This window comes from Cytophaga aurantiaca DSM 3654, assembly GCF_000379725.1.
Taxonomy (GTDB): Bacteria; Bacteroidota; Bacteroidia; order Cytophagales; family Cytophagaceae; genus Cytophaga; species Cytophaga aurantiaca.
This window is the reverse complement of the sequence record NZ_KB903632.1, coordinates 254,141-271,203: the sequence shown is the minus strand read 5'-3', so window position 1 is coordinate 271,203 and position 17,063 is coordinate 254,141. Positions and strand designations below refer to the sequence as shown.

The following is a 17,063-nucleotide window of genomic DNA, read 5'->3' as shown; positions in this document are numbered from 1 at the left end:
GTATATTTATTTATAAAGAGAAGGTGAGAGAGGTATTGGATTCGTATTGAGTGCTAAAATTTACTTTCGCTGTGCTTTTTATACCAAACGTAAAAGAGACTTAAAATGAGCAAGTAGCTAAAAAAGTTGAATAAGGTATGGGTCAGGTCAACAATATTAGGTAGCTGTTTATTCAGTAATATGATTGAAAAAATGCGAATAATATTCAGGCAATGAATTCCTATAAGGCCAAAAATAACAAAGTAGCGTTTTTTGCTTCCAGGGAAGGCATAGAATAGTGCTATAAAAGCAATCATTATTTCAATTCCCAGGCATGGATACGCTATATGTACTCCATTTTTGCCTAAGATGCCTACGGTATCTAAGGTATGTCTTGTTTCAAATCCAACGATTTTCAGCAAAAACATCGTTGGGTAGATAAGAGAATCTAAAACAAGCTGTAATAAACTGAAGGAATGTAGGAAAGGGGAATAGACAGTACCTCTGGGATCTACTATTCCAACATATAACCTGAAAAGTGTGTAAAAGAGTAGATAAAATCCTAGAAGCTTTGCTGCTAGAATGAGGTATTTTTTATAGGGTTTCAGATCGAGACGATTTTCTATTTTGCAACGCTTTTTTTCCAATCAAACCCACGCCTGCAGCGATAAGTAAGCTAGCACCTCCATCAAATGGAAGAGAAGGGTCACTACCATCACAAGCAGGATCACCAGCAGGATTTCCAGGAGGGCATGGTTGTGAAAATACCGCAAAAGACAAATGAAGGAATAACGCAACTAGAGATAGCTTCAAGCCGTTCTTTGAAAGAATTTTAGCTGATAGATTCATATTTTACTACGTATAACGTTGATTACTTAACTGAATTAGTTTAAGTATACGGCAATTTAGTAAAAAAAGACTACAAATGATACTAAAAGATATGTATAATTTTGAAATTGATATGAATCATACAACCAATCAGAGCGAAGTAAAACAAGTGGCTGTAACGGGTTTATATATGCTGGATTTGATGTGTTTTTATTTCATGCGTTAGTGTAAGATTTGAGAAACACAATATGGGGTCTTAGGTTATTTGCCTTGATGGGAGTTTGCTTTGTTTGGCGCAAACAGCTGGGAAGTTAAATTTCATTATAAAAAAATAATGAGTTAGATTGCATATAAAATACTGTGAATAGGTTTAATAAGTCAGATGAAAATAAAAATGAATTTTTATAACAACAGGTACACTATCCGAGTAATTATATTTTTCATAGTTGTAGTGTTAAGTTCATGTTTAAATTATAAAAAAACACTTTATTTTCAAGATGATAAGGCAGAACTTCCTGCTCCAAATTTTTCTCAAACCTACACATTGCGCATACATGATGTGTTAAAAATAAAAATTCTGAATCCGGATTCAGAAAGTAAAGAGATTTTGGCAAAAGAAGAATCCTCAATGAATAATTCCGGGGATCAAGCTTATTTTTTGGATTATTATATAAATGATTCCGGTTATGTAGATCTGCCTATTATTGGTCAAGTGAAATTGATCGACTATACTATTATGCAAGCAGATTCAATCATTACATTGAAAGCAAATGATTACTTTAAATATGCAACCGTTGACGTTAAGCTGGCTTCATTTAAATTTTTAGCTCTGGGTGAATTTCAGAATCCGGGACAGCATTTTGTTTCAAATGAAACGTGTACGATTTACGAAGCGATAGCAACTGCGGGGGATGCGTCTGAATATGCAAATAAGGAAAAGGTTCAGCTTATCCGAACATTGGAAAACGGCACAAAGAAAATCTACAAAATAAATCTGACAGATTATTCCTCGTTTACTTCAGATAATTATTATCTGCAGCCAAATGATATTTTGTACATACAGCCTCAGCATGCTAAAGTAGACAAGCAAAACATTATATATGTTTCAATTGCCCTATCTTCGGTTTCCTTAATCTTATTAATATTAAGCAGATTTTAATAGTCCATCATGAGTGAATCAGAAGAAGAAAAAGATCTCATTAATTTTAAAGAATATTTTAGAATTTTATCAAAATTCTGGTATGTAGTAGTGGCTATCCTATTATTTTCTTTATTATTTTCTTTCTACAAAATCCGTTATTCGACTCCAATATACATGGTTAAAACAACCATGCATATTAAAGATAAATCATCCTATTCCTACGGAAGTAAATCATTTCTTGAAGGTTCGTCTATGTTTCAGCCATTTAAGAATTTGAAGAATGAGATGGAACTGATAAAGTCCTACAACAGAATTCGCCTTGTTGTAGATGAACTGGATTTTACCTGGGCATATCGTGTTAAAGGAAGTTTACGTGACATTGAAATATATAAAGTACAACCGTTTGAAATAGCATGTGATTCAGGATTGATCATCACAAATATGCCGATGTTCATTACGATCATCAACTCTGAATATTTTACACTAACAGTGCCCGGAGGCGGACAGAGATTGTATGACCCGATTACAAATGAATATGTAGATACAGTCGTTTCAGTAAAAAGTCTTGAGAATGCAGAGTTCAAATTCGGACAAAGCATTTCTTTAGGGGGACTGTTTAATTTCAAAATCCTTAAAACAAGTTATTACAATAACAGTGATAACGGTCTTCAATTTTCGGTTGTTGGTAGAGACTTACATTCACTGACACGGGAATATAAAGCAAAGCTAATTGTTACTGAAAATGACAAGTCTTCTATTATTACAATTTCCTCATCCGGTTCCATTATACAAAAGGAAGTTGCCTTCTTAAACAAATTGTCTGAAGTATATATCCGAAAAGAGTTAGAAGATAAAAATCAAATCGCAAACAACACAATTAATTTTATTGATTCTCAACTAAAAGTAATTTCGGATTCTTTAAATAATACCGGAGATGAAATTGAATCGTATAGGACGAAAAATAAAATATACAATTTCGAAGAACAATCTATCGGTATCATAACCCAATTAAATGAGCTTGAAGGTAAAAAATTAGAAGCCGAACTACAGCTGCGATATTATGAATATTTAAAAGGGTATTTGAATACAGATAAAGAGCTAGTTGATTTAGTTGCGCCATCTACGATTAATATTTCTGATGTAGTATTAAATCAATTGGTTGGTCAGTTAGTAGAACTGTATCAACAAAAAAATACGTTGCGCTACAGCAGTAGTGAAAAAAGCCCGGCATTTCAAACATTGCTGATCCGAGTTAAAACCACAAGAGACGCGCTTCTGGAAACTACGAACAATCTTGTTAATACTTCAAGATCTTCCATTAAAGATATTGATAACCGGATCGCTAAAATGGAAACCCAGATGTCTTCCATTCCGATGCAGCAACGAACACTGATTAATATAGAACGTAAGCATACAATTAATGATGAAATTTATAATTATTTGCTTCAAAAAAGAGCTGAAGCCAGCATCGCACGGGCATCCAATCTGCCGGATGCATTTACGGTTGAAAGTCCTTTAGAAGATGATTATGTTCAGGTGGCACCAACCGTAAGTAAAATATATACAACATATATTTTAGGTGGAATAGGAGTGATTATCGTATCACTTATTGTATATGGCAAAATCGACAATAAGATTCATACAAAAGAAGACATTATTAAGTTTACGGATGTGTCCGTATTGGGAACGGTAGGTTATACCCGTAATGATTCAATTGAAAAACTTGTTCATTCAGGGCACGGCTCTCTTACAGAAAGTTTCAGGTCTATACGAACAAATCTGCAGTTTATGCTGCAAGGCAAGCAAACGTTCATGATTGGTATAACTTCCTGTATAAGCGGAGATGGAAAGTCTTTCTGTTCGCATAACCTAGCCAGGATCTATGCAATTAGTGGCAAAAAAACATTGCTGGTTCGCGGAGACATGCGTAAAGCATTTAACATGCAGGCAAATGCTATCCCAAGCGGATCCATGGGATTAAGTCAATATCTTATTGGGCTGGCTACCTTAGATCAAATAATCCATGATGGTGAAATTAATAATTTATATCAAATTATTCCCGGACCTGTACCGCCGAATGCATCTGAATTGGTAGCTTCAGAGAGAATGGATGACTTTATAAAGAAGATCAAAGAGAAATTTGAAGTCGTTATTATGGATTCGCCTCCGGTAGGATTGGTATCTGACTATATGTCTGTGATCAAACATATAGATGTTAATTTATACATCGTTCGTTATGACTATACTCCTAAAGAAACATTGGAGGCGATCAAGGACTTGAAAAATAAATATATTAACAAGCCGCACGCTATTATTTTTAATGGAATAACGGCTCACTTACTGCGCAAATATTCATACTATGGAAATCCTCTGGAATATGGATACGAGCCGGAAGTAAAAGAAAAATGGTGGCAGAGGTTTTTGAACTTCAAAAACAAGTTTTAAAATGTGCACCATGAAAGATAAAGGGAAATGGGATATATATATACAACCAAAATCTAACTGGTTCGAATTAAGATTACTGGACGTATGGAAGTACAGAGATCTTATATTTATGTTTGTGAAGAGGGATTTTATTGCTCAATATAAGCAAACGATCCTGGGACCCATATGGTTCTTGATCCAGCCGCTGATAACCACAATTGTATTCATTGTGGTTTTTGGTAAAATTGCGGGCTTGTCTACAGATGGTCAGCCTCAGATTCTTTTTTATTTAAGCGGGGTTTTATTCTGGAATTATTTTTCATCTACGTTCTTGAAAATCTCAGAAACGTTTTTAGCCAATACAAATATCTTTAGTAAGATATATTTCCCTCGATTAGTTGTACCTATCTCTGTCGTTTTGTCTTCAATGATTTCATTTGGAATTCAATTGATATTGTTCGTAATCATATTTACTTATTATTTGATTTCAAAGGATTTCTATCCGGCTATTAATTCGGGTATATTATTATTCCCAATTTTAGTTTTAATAATGGCGGCCTTATCAATCGGAATGGGAATTATTATTTCTTCCATGACAATTAAATATAGAGACTTGCGCTATTTAGTAACATTTGGTGTACCCTTATTGATGTATGCTACACCAATCGTTTATCCATTGTCCTCAATCAAAGATCCTACTTTTATTTTTTTACTAAAGCTAAATCCTATGACAGGGATTATTGAAACCTTTAGGTATAGCATATTTGGTATAGGTGTATTAGATATTTATACATTGTTTTATTCTGCTTTCATTACAATTATCTTATTGATTTTGGGAATTGCAATTTTCAATAAAGTAGAAAAGAATTTCATGGACTCAATTTAATTTCTATCATGTCAGAAATTGCAATACAAGTTGAAAATTTATCTAAGCGTTATCGATTAGGTTCTTCAGGTACTGGAACAATAGTTTCAGATGTGAATAGATTTGTAGCACGAATAAGAGGTAAGGAAGATCCAACAAAAAAAATCGGATTCGTAAATGATCGAACTAAAAAAACAAATGAAGAATTCGTTTGGTCATTGCAAGATATTAATTTTAAAATTCAGCAAGGCGATGCTGTCGGAATTATTGGTAAAAACGGAGCTGGTAAAAGTACATTGCTTAAAATAATCTCGCGCATAACTTCTCCTACAACGGGGCAAGTTAAAATGAGAGGGCGTGTTGCGAGTTTGCTTGAAGTTGGTACAGGCTTTCATCCTGAATTGACAGGTCGTGAAAATATATTCATGAACGGTTCGATTATGGGAATGACCCGTCAAGAAATAAAAAGTAAATTTGACGAAATTGTTGATTTTTCTGGTTGCGAACGGTATATCGATACTCCTGTAAAGCGATACAGCTCAGGGATGCACGTTAGGTTGGCATTTGCAGTCTCTGCACATCTTGAACCGGAAATTTTGATTGTTGATGAGGTGCTAGCCGTTGGAGATGCAGAATTTCAGAAGAAGTGCCTGAATAAAATGGATCAGGTAAGTCGAAATGATGGAAGGACTGTATTATTTGTAAGTCATAATATGACTGCGATTAAAACACTTTGTAAAAAAGGTATTTTATTGAAAAATGGAATGCTGATAGGGGACGGGTCGATAGATGATGTCGTTAATTTGTATGCAGAAAATGAAATTGACTCTTTACAAACATCAATATCAGATTTAAATAACCGCCAAGGCAATGGGCTACTTAGATTTGTAGACATTAAGTTTTATGATTTAAAAGGAAAGCCAACATCACATTTTTTTGTTGGTGAAGGAGTTGAAATTCATGTTTCGTATGAAGCTGATGACGCTTTCTTTATGAGTACTAAAACTACAATTGATATAGATATTAATGATAGTTTAAATAATAGAGTTGCCTGGTTAAGTTCTTCTATTTATAAAAAAAATATTGATGCTGATAAAAAGGTAATTGTTTTTCAGGTAGAAAAAATCAGACTGGCACAGGGAGATTATAATTTTAATCTCTATGCTGCAAATGATTTAGGTATTGCAGATTGGATAATGAATGTATCAAGAATAAACATTTTGTATAATGATTATTATGGTACAGGAGGGAAGGTTCCTGAAAAGCAATTGGCGATGGTAACTGATTTTTCATTAAGGTAATACAATCAGTTTGTTGTAAGAATTTGCTAAATATAACATGAATATGTATTTAAATAATAATTGGGCTGTAATTATACCAATGGCAAATGAAGAGCTAGACTTCGAGCCATTTATACAGTTATTGCAAAATGTATTAGATAAGCTTGCCTGTGGAACCGTTTATTTTATTGTTGATGACGTATCTAAAGACAATACGCTAAAACTGTGCAAAGAATTGTCAGAAAGCGATGCTAGATTTATAACGGTGTATTCTCCTGAGAATAGAAATGTTGTGGACGCATATATGAAAGGATATAGAGTTGCGTATGATAATAACCACACTCTTATTATAGAAATGGATGCAGGCTTGTCTCATGATCCCAGAGCTTTGCCAATGTTTATTAGAGTTTTAAATGAAGGCAACGAGTGCGCTTTTGGGAGTCGCTTTATAAATGGCGGCTCAACAGCAGATTCAGCATTTAATAGAAAATTTCTTTCTAAAGTTGGAACGCAACTTTCAAATATGTTGCTTGGAACATCAATGAATGATATGACATCTGGATATCAAGGGTTTAATAAAAATGTTGTCGAACAATTCATAAAATATCCATTAAAATCAAAAGCACATTTTTATCAAACAGAAATCAGATATTTATTAAGAAAGAAAAGATACATGGAAGTTCCAATTCATTATAGAGCACCTTCTGCCAGTGTATCAAAGAAAGCAATTACAAATTCAATATCAACTTTGTGGTATTATTTCATTCAGCGATTGAAAGGGAATTCTCATATAATTAATTAATATTTTTAGTCAATTTTAGCTGTAGGCTATTAGTTACGTAAGAAGTATAAATATATATGCATGAAAAGTATATCTTAAATAAAATGCATCGAATTGATTACGGTTCAGAAATTAAGGATAGTAGTAAATCATTTGCTGATTATTACATTTATAAAAGAAAATGAACATACTTCATGTTTTACCATCTGCCTTTCCTGGAGGAAGCGAACTTTGTGCGTTTGAAACGATTCAGGTGTTAAAGGAGGATGGATTTGAAAATTTTGTAGTAGTGCCCAAGCGTGGTCCCTTATTTGAAAATTTATCAAAAGAAGCTTCAGCAATTTTTGTAGTTGAAAATAATTGGTGGATATCAAATCCTGCATTTTCTTTTTTACTGAAAATTCAAATGTTATATGGATATTTCCGTTCAATTTTTAAGATAAAAAAGATTATTAAAGACAATCAGATTGATCTTGTAATAACACATACCATTGGAATACCTTGTGGTGCATTTGCTTCTAAATTGGCAGGCGTACCTCATATATGGTATATACATGAATATGGAGATATTGATCATAATCTGAAATTTAATTACGGGAAGAAAACATCATTATTTTTAGCGAACATTCTATCAAAAAAAATTATTGTAAATTCTTCTGCATTGCTGCTGCATTATTTGCCCTATTTTTCGACTGACAAAATTGATCAGATAAATTATGTGGTGAATTATCCGCAGTGGCAACCGATGTTAACGAAAGAAAGCCAATCTCTATCTATTTGTATGGTTGGACGAATAGCAGCAGGGAAAAATCAAATGATTGCATTGCAAGCGTTGTATATATTAAAGGCAGCAGGTATTATGCCGCATATAACATTTGTGGGCGGTGTTGATCCATCTTATTTTATTTTGCTCGATAATTTTATTAAAGAAAATGATTTAGCGGAACAGATTACATTCGCTGGGCATTCTGATGCACCTTGGGAACATGTTCGACAGGCGGATTGCATACTGATATGCAGTAAAAATGAAGCATTTGGCAGGGTTACTGTAGAAGCAATGAAATCAGGAAGGATTGCAATTGTATCTAATACGGGAGCGGGGAAAGAATTAATAAAGCATGAAGTAACAGGTTTTTTATTCAATCCGGAAAATGTAAATGAACTAGTACATATTCTAAAGCATCTTTGGGAAATTACGGATACGAGAGATATTACAACGCGAGCTTTTGACTTTGCAACGGTTAATTTTAATCCGACGGTACATGCATTAGCTCTTCAAAAAAGCCTGAAGCAATGCCTATAACAGTGTCTATTATTATTGTCAATTATAACACGTTGCAGTTAACTACTAGCTGTATACGATCAGTTATTGAGCATACAAAAGGTGTTGAGTATGAAATTATACTTGTTGACAATAATAGTTCCGAATGTAATATGCAGATTCTGACAGAAGAATTCCCAAGTATTATTTTTATACAAAGCGAATCAAATCTTGGCTTTGCTGGAGGAAATAATCTGGGATTAGCGAATGCGCATGGAGAATACATATTATTATTAAACAGCGATACTGAGTTCGTAAATGATGCAGTAAGTATTGCTGTTTCAAAAATGAAGAGTGATAAAAATATCGGAGCATTAAGTACGAAATTAATTTATCCAGATGGTCGGCCGCAACCAGTTGCAGGACGCTTCCCTTCATTAAAGGCAGAGTTATTTGAATTGTTTCGATTATCTAAATTTGAATCGGAAGATAAAAAAAGAAATCGTCTTCATAATGACTTATGGGACTATTCAAAATATACGGAGACAGACTGGCTTTGGGGAGCTTTTTTATTAATGCCGCGGGCTGTATTAAAGCAATTTCCATTGCAAAAACTGCACGAAGATTTTTTTATGTATTATGAAGACGTTCAATGGTGTTATTTTATTAAGCATACATTAAAACTTAAAATTGTATATATACCTGAAGGAGTCGTAATTCATCATATTGCAGGAAGTAGTGCAATAAAAAATCCCTGGATTAATTTTAAAACTAAAATACTGCTTAATCAATATAATTTTTTAATTCAGATACATGGACATATATATGCATATGCTTTTTATCTAATAAAGATTATGCATTATTTTACATTAAAAGGGGAGCTGAATAAAAATAAAGCGAAAGAGTATTTTCAGTTTTTATTTTCGAGTAAAAAATAAAGTATAAGACTGAATCGTATACCAAAAGTGGAATTTTAATAGTTGAATTTTGAGAGTATCATAAATAGAAATACGTATTGCATGGAGGTTGACACAATTGAGATGACTAAAATATCAGTCATTATCCCTATTAAAAACAGGGCTGATCTTATTGGGCAAACGCTGGATAGTATACTAGGTCAGACGTTACAACCATGTGAAATAATTCTTGTTGATGATGGTTCAACAGATGGTATTGTGGATGCTCTTTTTTCATATAAGGATAAGGTCACTTTTATAAAAAATAAAGGTGTTGGTCCTGGAGCAGCTAGAAATACAGGCTTGGAAATAGCCACAGGTGAATGCATTAAATTTTTTGATTCAGATGATTTAATGACACCTACATCTTTATATGAGCAAGCTAAAGCCTTATTGCAATCCAATAAAAAATTCATAACGAGTCCATATATATATGCTGAATGCATTCATGGTGAATGGAAAAGTCCGGAAGAGATCATTATGAATTATAATTCTTTTTCTCAGACTCGTTCACTCCAGCATTGGATGATTTGGGGTTTATTTATACCAATCCCTTCTATGTTATTTCGCAAATCTTTTTTAGAACAGATTGGTCCATGGCCAACGGATATAGTAACGAGTGAAGATTGGATTTATTTATGGAAGCTTGCTCAGGAAGAACCTTTTCCAGGACATATAAATACATGCGCATTTATATACAGATTGCATGTATACCAGTCTACAGGTGCTAATATGGATAATTTAAGCCGTGATAAAGAGAAATTTCGTATCTTACAACAAGCCTATAATCATTCAATGCGGTCCGAACATTTCTCGTGGTTTGATCGATTAATATTTAAATCAAAATATTATCAGATGGCAACTGTTACTAAGGATGAAGCATTTAAGAAAATATTGCTTGATGCAGCGGGTACTGGACAATGGGCAATTGGACTATATTATAGATTGAAAATGAAAATTGGCAGAAAATTGACTGCAAGCAACTGGCAACCTATGCATGGAATAAGTAGAAGTGAAAATCTGCTGAATGATTTCCTGAAAAGTATAAAGTAATATTAATCAGCCAATGTGGGCTATTGGCTTGCAATAAATAGACTTAATCAACATGATTTTAATTTCAATTCACATATATAAAACAGCTGGCACTACATTCTATTCTATTATTGACAGGATGTTTAAACGAAATGAAATTTTAAATGCTAATATAGAAGGAGTGGCTTTAAGTGAGGAAGAAATTAAAAACAATACACTTAAAGATAAAAAATCTATTAAAATAATTCATGGGCATTTCCCTTTTGGCTGGCACAAATATTTTTCTGAGCAAACAAGATATATTTCGTTTTTGAGAATACCACATGAAAGAGCAGTTTCTGATTATTTTTATAATAAAGAATTTGCTAAAGGGCATAATCATATATATGCATCTAAAATGACTTTGATAGAGTATATGAATTGCGCTGAATTGAAAGATATGGATAATGGTCAAACGCGTTATATTGCTGGAGACTATGATACACCATATGGACAATGTACGCAAGAAATGTTAGCTACTGCAAAATCGAATATTGATTCTATGTTTTTGTTTATCGGACTTACTGAAAGGTTTGACGAATCGCTGATATTCTTGAATCATTATTTGGGATGGAAAAAAATTTATTATTCAATTAAGAATGTAACAAAAAATAAAACAATGACGCTAACTCCGTTGGAGTTAGAGGCAATCAAAGAGCGGAATAAGTTAGATGAGGAGTTGTATAAGTATGTAAGCGACAAATTTGAAATAAAAAAACAGGAAATTTCTTTATTTGAAGCTAAAGTAACTTTGTTGAAATTTTATAATTTTTTATACAAAACAATACACCCTATATATAAATTTATTAAAAGATTTAACTACAGTATGATGCTTAATAATAAGGTTAAAGTATTGAGCCAATTGTCGTTTAAAGAAGGCGTACTTTTAATTGTTGGGTTTATTATTAGCCGTATTACTGGTAAAGTTCCGTCATTCATTTCTCAGGATATTTTTGTCATGAGTGATCAGATGTCTTACATTGTTAAAAATGGAAATAAATTGCAAAAGGTTGACAATACCAATATTGCAACATTCAAAAATATCTATGGATATAATGGATTAAAATTGTGCTTGCGTAGAATGACAACAGATTTTAATATTTATGGACAAATTTTCAGGTTTGAAGAATATAAGCCTCTGATTGATATTGTAAATAAGTTAAAGACGAAAGATGTTTTATACATAGTTGATGCAGGTGCAAATGTGGGCTGCAGCACTGTTTATTTTAAAACACTATTTCCTAAAGCAAAAATTGTTGCAATCGAACCTCAAAGTGGAAACTTTGATATATTAAAAAAGAATATTGAATTGAATAATATGGGTCATACAGTTTTTGCAGATAAGTCTGGCTTATGGAAAGATAATTCAAATCTTGAAATTACAACTGATTTTAGAGATGGTCGTGAATATGCATTCTTTCTTAAAACAGTCAATGGAAAATCTGCTTCACATGAAACCGTTACAGGTATTACAATTAGTGATGTATTAAATAAATATAATTTTCCTTATATAGATATATTGAAAATTGATATCGAAGGATCTGAAAAATATTTATTTGAAAATGAAGAGATCGCTCGTAAGACCTTGGAGAAGGTTAATTTCATGGCCTTAGAAATTCATGACGAAGTAGTAGACAGAAAACTGGTAGTTTCTCTGCTTGAAAAGCTTGGTTTTGAGTATGAGAATTTTCATGAAACCTTAGTTGCATACCGTAAAAACATGTTATAGGATGCTCGATTTTATCGTCCAGTTATATAGATAAGTAAGAACGTATTCATTTTGGTATAAATTAATAGTAAAGAGGGAAATCATTCATGAAAAATAAAATTGCTGTTATTGGTTCCGGTATTTCAGGCTTGTCTATAGCCTCAATATTAAACGAGACCAATGAAGTGAGAGTATTTGAACGTAAGTCAACTATTGGTGGCTTGGTGCATTGTGATCGAGCGCAGGATGTGCTATATCATCGGGTAGGAGGTCATGTTTTTAATAGTAAAAACAAGGAAATACTAGATTGGTTTTGGACAAAATTTAATAAAGAAACAGAATTTGTTCAGGCAAAAAGAAATGCTAAAATATTTTTTGAAAATAGATTTATTGGTTATCCGATAGAAAATTTCTTATATCAACTAGATGCGGATATAGTAGAAAAAGTGATGGCGGAATTGGTAGATATAAATAAAGTAGGCGCAAAGGATCCAATGGCTTATGATAATTTTGAAACGTTTCTTCAAAACACATTTGGTTCTACTCTGTACAAATTATATTTCAAACCTTACAATAATAAAATTTGGAAGACAGATTTAAGTAAGGTTTCTATGCAATGGCTGGAAGGGAAATTGCCAATGCCCCGACTGCTTGAAATTATTTCAGCGAACATTATTCGAAAAGAAGAAGGCGAAATGGTTCATGCGAATTTTTATTATCCCAAATCGGGAGGATCTCAGTTTATTGCAGAACGGCTAGCATATGGCTTGTCAGTAACCTGTAATAGTTCATTAGAGGAAATATTCATAGACAATCGTTCGGTGAAAATATTTGGAGAATCCTTTAATCATATAATTTATACAGGTGATATCAGAAAACTTCCGGATCTTTTAACTATTTCATCTGATAAATCATTCAAGTATAATGATCAAATAAAACAACTGCGTTCAAATGGTACATCAAGTGTATTGTGTAGCTGCGATGCAAATGATTTATCCTGGTTATATATCCCCGAACCGAAATTCAAAGCTCATCGTATTATTTATACAGGCAATTTCAGCCCGACAAACAACTCAGATCTTTTGATAGAATCTCACAGGTCATCTTGTACAGTTGAGTTTTCAGGGATTTGTACATATGAAGAGATGCTCCTGGAGCTTAAAATGCTGCCTGGTAATCTTACTCCTATAGATTATAACAATGAGCCCAATTCATACGTGATTCAGGATCATGAAACACGCAAGATCATTCAGGCTTATAAAGAATATCTTAAGCCCTATGGTATTCATCTCTTAGGTCGTTTTGCTGAATGGGAATACTATAATATGGACAAAGCCATGGAAGCGGCCTTTGGGCTTAAAGAACAAATTCTTGCTGCAAACAAAAAAGTATTTTAATTGATAAAATCGGTGCGACTAGTTTTGGTATGTTTTGTTATGCGATGCATCCCTTTTAAATCACAGTTAATCACAGGACTTTTTTAATGACATATTCAATTCCCAATACGCAACAAGAGAACAATTTTAATTTTATGCGCATTATTGCCGCAGCAATGGTTATTGTTACACATTCTCTTGTATTGGTTGGTGTTGGTGTTGAGCAGGATATTCTCTATAAGATGAGTGGTGGAGAAATTATGATTAGTACCTTAGGGTTAAGAACCTTTTTCGTGATTTCAGGCTTGCTGATTATGCAAAGCATGGATAGAAGTACTTCACGCGGCGCCTTTGTCTGGAAGCGAATATTGAGAATATTTCCTGGATTGATAATATGTGTCTTAATTACAGTATGTATTATAGGGCCTGTCTTTACAAGTAAAACAATTACTGAATACTTTCAATTAAGAAGCACCTGGTCGTATTTGATTAATCTTACCTTATTCAAAACACAGGAGACACTGCCATCTGTTTTTGAATCGAATATTGTTCCGGTTGTTAATGGATCCATATGGACACTTGCCTATGAATTTTCTTATTATATGATGGTACTAGGATTAAGTTTCATCGGAATTTTCAAAAGAAAATGGATAATCTTTATAGTATTTTTTATTTTTTTCGTAGTGCAGCTTATAAATATATATTGTACTGTTCCGCCCAAGTATTTTTATTTTTTGATGTATACCGATCTTCGATTAAATCATTTTTCCGACTTTGGATTATATTTTACATCAGGTGTCATAGCCTATCTTTACAGAGAACGTATAAGCTATACGAATAAATTTGCAGCACTTGCGTTGGCAGGGTATGTTATTTGCATTTTTTTTAATATTCCCTGGTTGCTTAAATATGTTGCTTTGCCTTATCTGATACTATATGTAGGATACCTTTCAATTAATCCTCGAATATCTATGTGGGGTAAAAACGGAGATTATAGTTACGGTATTTATATTTATGGAATGATTGTTCAGCAATCCATATTAGCACTTTTAGGTGTTGAAATTGATCCTTATTTATTGAGTTTGATAGCATTGATCACAGTTTTCCCATTTGCGTGGTTGTCCTGGCATTTGGTTGAGAAGAATGCATTAAAGTTGAAAAGTATATAATGTTTTTTATTAAACAACTTTATAGTTAAGCAGCTTTCGTATAGTTGAAATAACGTTTTAAATCATTTATTGGTTTTTCAATGATATACCAGGAAAGCACTGCGAAGAGCATTAAAACACTGATGTTTATTAATGCCATCGTATACCATGCCAAAGAAAATTGATTTAAATAATAAGATGTTATATGCGGAATGAACATATGGTATAGGTAAAGCCCATAGCTTATTTTTCCAATAAAAGATATTGTTTCATTTTCTAATAATGCCCCTAGCCAACCTTTGAAACCATCAACTGTTTTGTCAATAATAAGCACGGACAATAAAACAGAAGTAAAAGAAATTACACTTAATAATCCTTTTCCATAAAAATGAATGTGTGATGTATGTAATACTACATACCCAATTAATGCTAGCAAGAAAAGATATCTTCTATACGGAATGTTGATTTTTCTATATCTTAAAAATGCAAGAAGACTCCCAATGCAAAGTCCCGGGAAAGATGAAAGTGTAAATAATGAATAAGGACTTTGTGGGTCTTTTAAATATAGGAAACCGGTACACGCAATACTTGCGATGATCAGGAAGATAATAAACCGAAATGCATTATTGAATGAAAAGAAAAGCATTATGAATGGCCAAATCAGATAAAATTGTTCTTCAATACATAAGGTCCATAAATGATGAATGTAACTTGGTAATTGCCAACCATGGAAGAATATCTCATTGTTGTACTGATAACTGATTAACCAAATCAAATGAGGGCTAATAGCTATTGGGACAATGAGCATTAAGAGGAAGATGACTAAATAATAAATAGGGAAAATCCTCAACATACGTCTTGCATAAAATAACTTGATTGCAGTCCAGCTGTTAAGTTCATCAGCACTTTTTACATTGATTAAAATAGTAGTAATTAAAAAACCGCTGAGTACAAAAAAAAGAGGCACTCCATTTGCTCCATGATGCGTTAAGTCAGCTAAGAAATTTTGTGCGTAAGTCCAGTGGTGAAGAATGACACCGATTACAGCTAAAGCCCGAATTCCATTAAATTGCTTATAATACATGAAAATTAAGCGTTGGTTTTAGTATATGTTATCCGTTGAGATAATTTCATAAATGGTTTTTCAATAAACAAGTAAAACACATATGCGCATACGATTGATATCAGTAATGCTATAAAAACAATCAAAACTCTATAGACTTCGTTCTGGGTAATGGTAATAGAAAAATTTATTATTCTGGAACCAATAATTGTATGCAATAAATAAAGTGAAAAAGATATTTTTCCTAAAAAAATAAAAGGTGCTGTCGATTTTTTTACGAATAAGATTATTAATACAGTAGCAGCACTTGCAAGCATTTCGGCACCGCCATGTACAATACATATATCAAGTAAGAGGAGGGAAGTAATTATGTAAAATGTTACAGGTTTTATTTTATTGAGTATTGTCCGAAAATAAACAATGCCTATAGTGAAATAAGAAATGTAGTGTAAAATGTAATCTGGATTTGTCAAAGATAACAATGCCGGAATGTTTAATAAAAATAGTGCAGCATAAAATAGATAGTTATTTTTTGATACAATAAAGTGTGTATAGCATATTGCTATTAAAATGTAAAATTGAAATTCGATCGCCAAAGTCCAATAAACAGGATTGATCCAGTCTTCGTTGCAAATATCACAGAGATACCCAATGTGACATAAAATATTCTGCGCGCTAATATTGAATTCGGGGCCTCGATAAAGGAGGCTAAAGGTGCTTAAGTATTTCAACAATATTGCCAATGCGATACTTATTAAATAAGGAGGATCTATCCGTATGATTCGTTTTGAAAAAAAAGTAAAAAATTTTGTTGAATTGTAATTTCCTTTATAAAGAGAGAAAGGTATGATAAACCCTGATATAATGAAAAATACTTGAACGCCAAGGTATCCATGCTGTCCAATAATTTTTAATGGATTTTCATCTGAAAGAAAGTCTGGTAGTCCAATTGAAAAGTGATATATGCAAACGGAAAGTGCTGCAACTCCTCTGAGAATATCTATTGATTCAAATCGATTTTCGATCTTAAAATACATTATGCAGATTTTAATGGAAATCAAAGATAATTAATTACAGTAGTATTATATCAAATGATCTTTTAATTCAAAAGGTCATTATTCAGAATAGATGATTAATGAATGATGCTATTCAAAAGCTTTAAATGGGAGCCGATGTAGGCTT

16 protein-coding genes are annotated in these 17,063 nt (G+C 32.7%); 12 read left to right on the top strand and 4 right to left on the bottom strand.

Annotated elements, in window-relative coordinates:
• Nucleotides 1–53: 53 nt before the first annotated feature.
• A complete protein-coding gene (locus A3EE_RS22265) occupies nucleotides 54–407 on the bottom strand; it encodes an exosortase/archaeosortase family protein (protein WP_018343071.1) in 354 nt (117 codons plus the stop codon).
• 166 nt (nucleotides 408–573) lie between these two features.
• On the bottom strand, nucleotides 574–828 hold the full coding sequence (locus A3EE_RS0108735) for a hypothetical protein (RefSeq protein ID WP_018343070.1): 255 nt from the start codon (nucleotides 826–828) through the stop codon (nucleotides 574–576).
• 76 nt (nucleotides 829–904) lie between these two features.
• On the opposite strand from A3EE_RS0108735, the gene A3EE_RS22175 reads away from it, so the two are divergent.
• The 12 genes from A3EE_RS22175 to A3EE_RS0108675 all read left to right on the top strand — a co-directional run bounded on the left by A3EE_RS22175 (nucleotide 905) and on the right by A3EE_RS0108675 (nucleotide 14,839).
• Nucleotides 905–1,033 (top strand): hypothetical protein, encoded by a 129-nt coding sequence (locus A3EE_RS22175; protein WP_018343069.1) that lies wholly within the window; start codon nucleotides 905–907, stop codon nucleotides 1,031–1,033.
• A gap of 225 nt (nucleotides 1,034–1,258) precedes the next feature.
• Complete coding sequence (locus A3EE_RS0108725) at nucleotides 1,259–1,966, top strand: polysaccharide biosynthesis/export family protein (protein ID WP_245553821.1); 708 nt, start codon at nucleotides 1,259–1,261, stop codon at nucleotides 1,964–1,966.
• A 9-nt stretch (nucleotides 1,967–1,975) separates the two neighbouring features.
• Entirely contained in the window at nucleotides 1,976–4,393 is a 2,418-nt protein-coding gene (locus A3EE_RS0108720; protein WP_018343067.1) for a GumC family protein, read from the top strand.
• 10 nt (nucleotides 4,394–4,403) lie between these two features.
• Nucleotides 4,404–5,258 carry an ABC transporter permease gene (locus A3EE_RS0108715; protein WP_018343066.1) on the top strand — a complete coding sequence of 285 codons (855 nt, stop codon included), beginning with the start codon at nucleotides 4,404–4,406 and terminating at the stop codon, nucleotides 5,256–5,258.
• Between the two features lie 8 nt (nucleotides 5,259–5,266).
• Entirely contained in the window at nucleotides 5,267–6,538 is a 1,272-nt protein-coding gene (locus A3EE_RS0108710; RefSeq protein ID WP_018343065.1) for an ABC transporter ATP-binding protein, read from the top strand.
• A gap of 37 nt (nucleotides 6,539–6,575) precedes the next feature.
• Nucleotides 6,576–7,319 carry a glycosyltransferase gene (locus A3EE_RS0108705; protein WP_018343064.1) on the top strand — a complete coding sequence of 248 codons (744 nt, stop codon included), beginning with the start codon at nucleotides 6,576–6,578 and terminating at the stop codon, nucleotides 7,317–7,319.
• Between the two features lie 160 nt (nucleotides 7,320–7,479).
• Complete coding sequence (locus tag A3EE_RS0108700) at nucleotides 7,480–8,601, top strand: glycosyltransferase family 4 protein (RefSeq protein WP_018343063.1); 1,122 nt, start codon at nucleotides 7,480–7,482, stop codon at nucleotides 8,599–8,601.
• Nucleotides 8,602–8,603: 2 nt separating this feature from the next.
• Complete coding sequence (locus A3EE_RS0108695) at nucleotides 8,604–9,497, top strand: glycosyltransferase (RefSeq protein WP_245553820.1); 894 nt, start codon at nucleotides 8,604–8,606, stop codon at nucleotides 9,495–9,497.
• Nucleotides 9,498–9,578: 81 nt separating this feature from the next.
• Nucleotides 9,579–10,568, top strand: coding sequence for a glycosyltransferase family 2 protein (locus A3EE_RS21325; protein WP_018343061.1), 990 nt, complete (start codon nucleotides 9,579–9,581; stop codon nucleotides 10,566–10,568).
• Between the two features lie 52 nt (nucleotides 10,569–10,620).
• Nucleotides 10,621–12,315 carry an FkbM family methyltransferase gene (locus A3EE_RS0108685; RefSeq protein WP_018343060.1) on the top strand — a complete coding sequence of 565 codons (1,695 nt, stop codon included), beginning with the start codon at nucleotides 10,621–10,623 and terminating at the stop codon, nucleotides 12,313–12,315.
• A gap of 86 nt (nucleotides 12,316–12,401) precedes the next feature.
• Nucleotides 12,402–13,691, top strand: a complete 1,290-nt coding sequence (locus A3EE_RS0108680; protein WP_018343059.1) for a protoporphyrinogen/coproporphyrinogen oxidase — start codon at nucleotides 12,402–12,404, stop codon at nucleotides 13,689–13,691.
• A gap of 134 nt (nucleotides 13,692–13,825) precedes the next feature.
• On the top strand, nucleotides 13,826–14,839 hold the full coding sequence (locus A3EE_RS0108675; protein WP_169334020.1) for an acyltransferase family protein: 1,014 nt from the start codon (nucleotides 13,826–13,828) through the stop codon (nucleotides 14,837–14,839).
• 25 nt (nucleotides 14,840–14,864) lie between these two features.
• Here the strand turns inward: A3EE_RS0108675 and A3EE_RS0108670 are convergent, their stop codons facing one another.
• On the bottom strand, nucleotides 14,865–15,902 hold the full coding sequence (locus A3EE_RS0108670) for an acyltransferase family protein (RefSeq protein WP_018343057.1): 1,038 nt from the start codon (nucleotides 15,900–15,902) through the stop codon (nucleotides 14,865–14,867).
• 5 nt (nucleotides 15,903–15,907) lie between these two features.
• The gene (locus A3EE_RS22260) at nucleotides 15,908–16,918 is read right to left on the bottom strand and encodes an acyltransferase family protein (protein WP_018343056.1); all 1,011 of its coding nucleotides are present in this window, start codon (nucleotides 16,916–16,918) and stop codon (nucleotides 15,908–15,910) included.
• Between the last annotated feature and the right edge of the window lie 145 nt (nucleotides 16,919–17,063).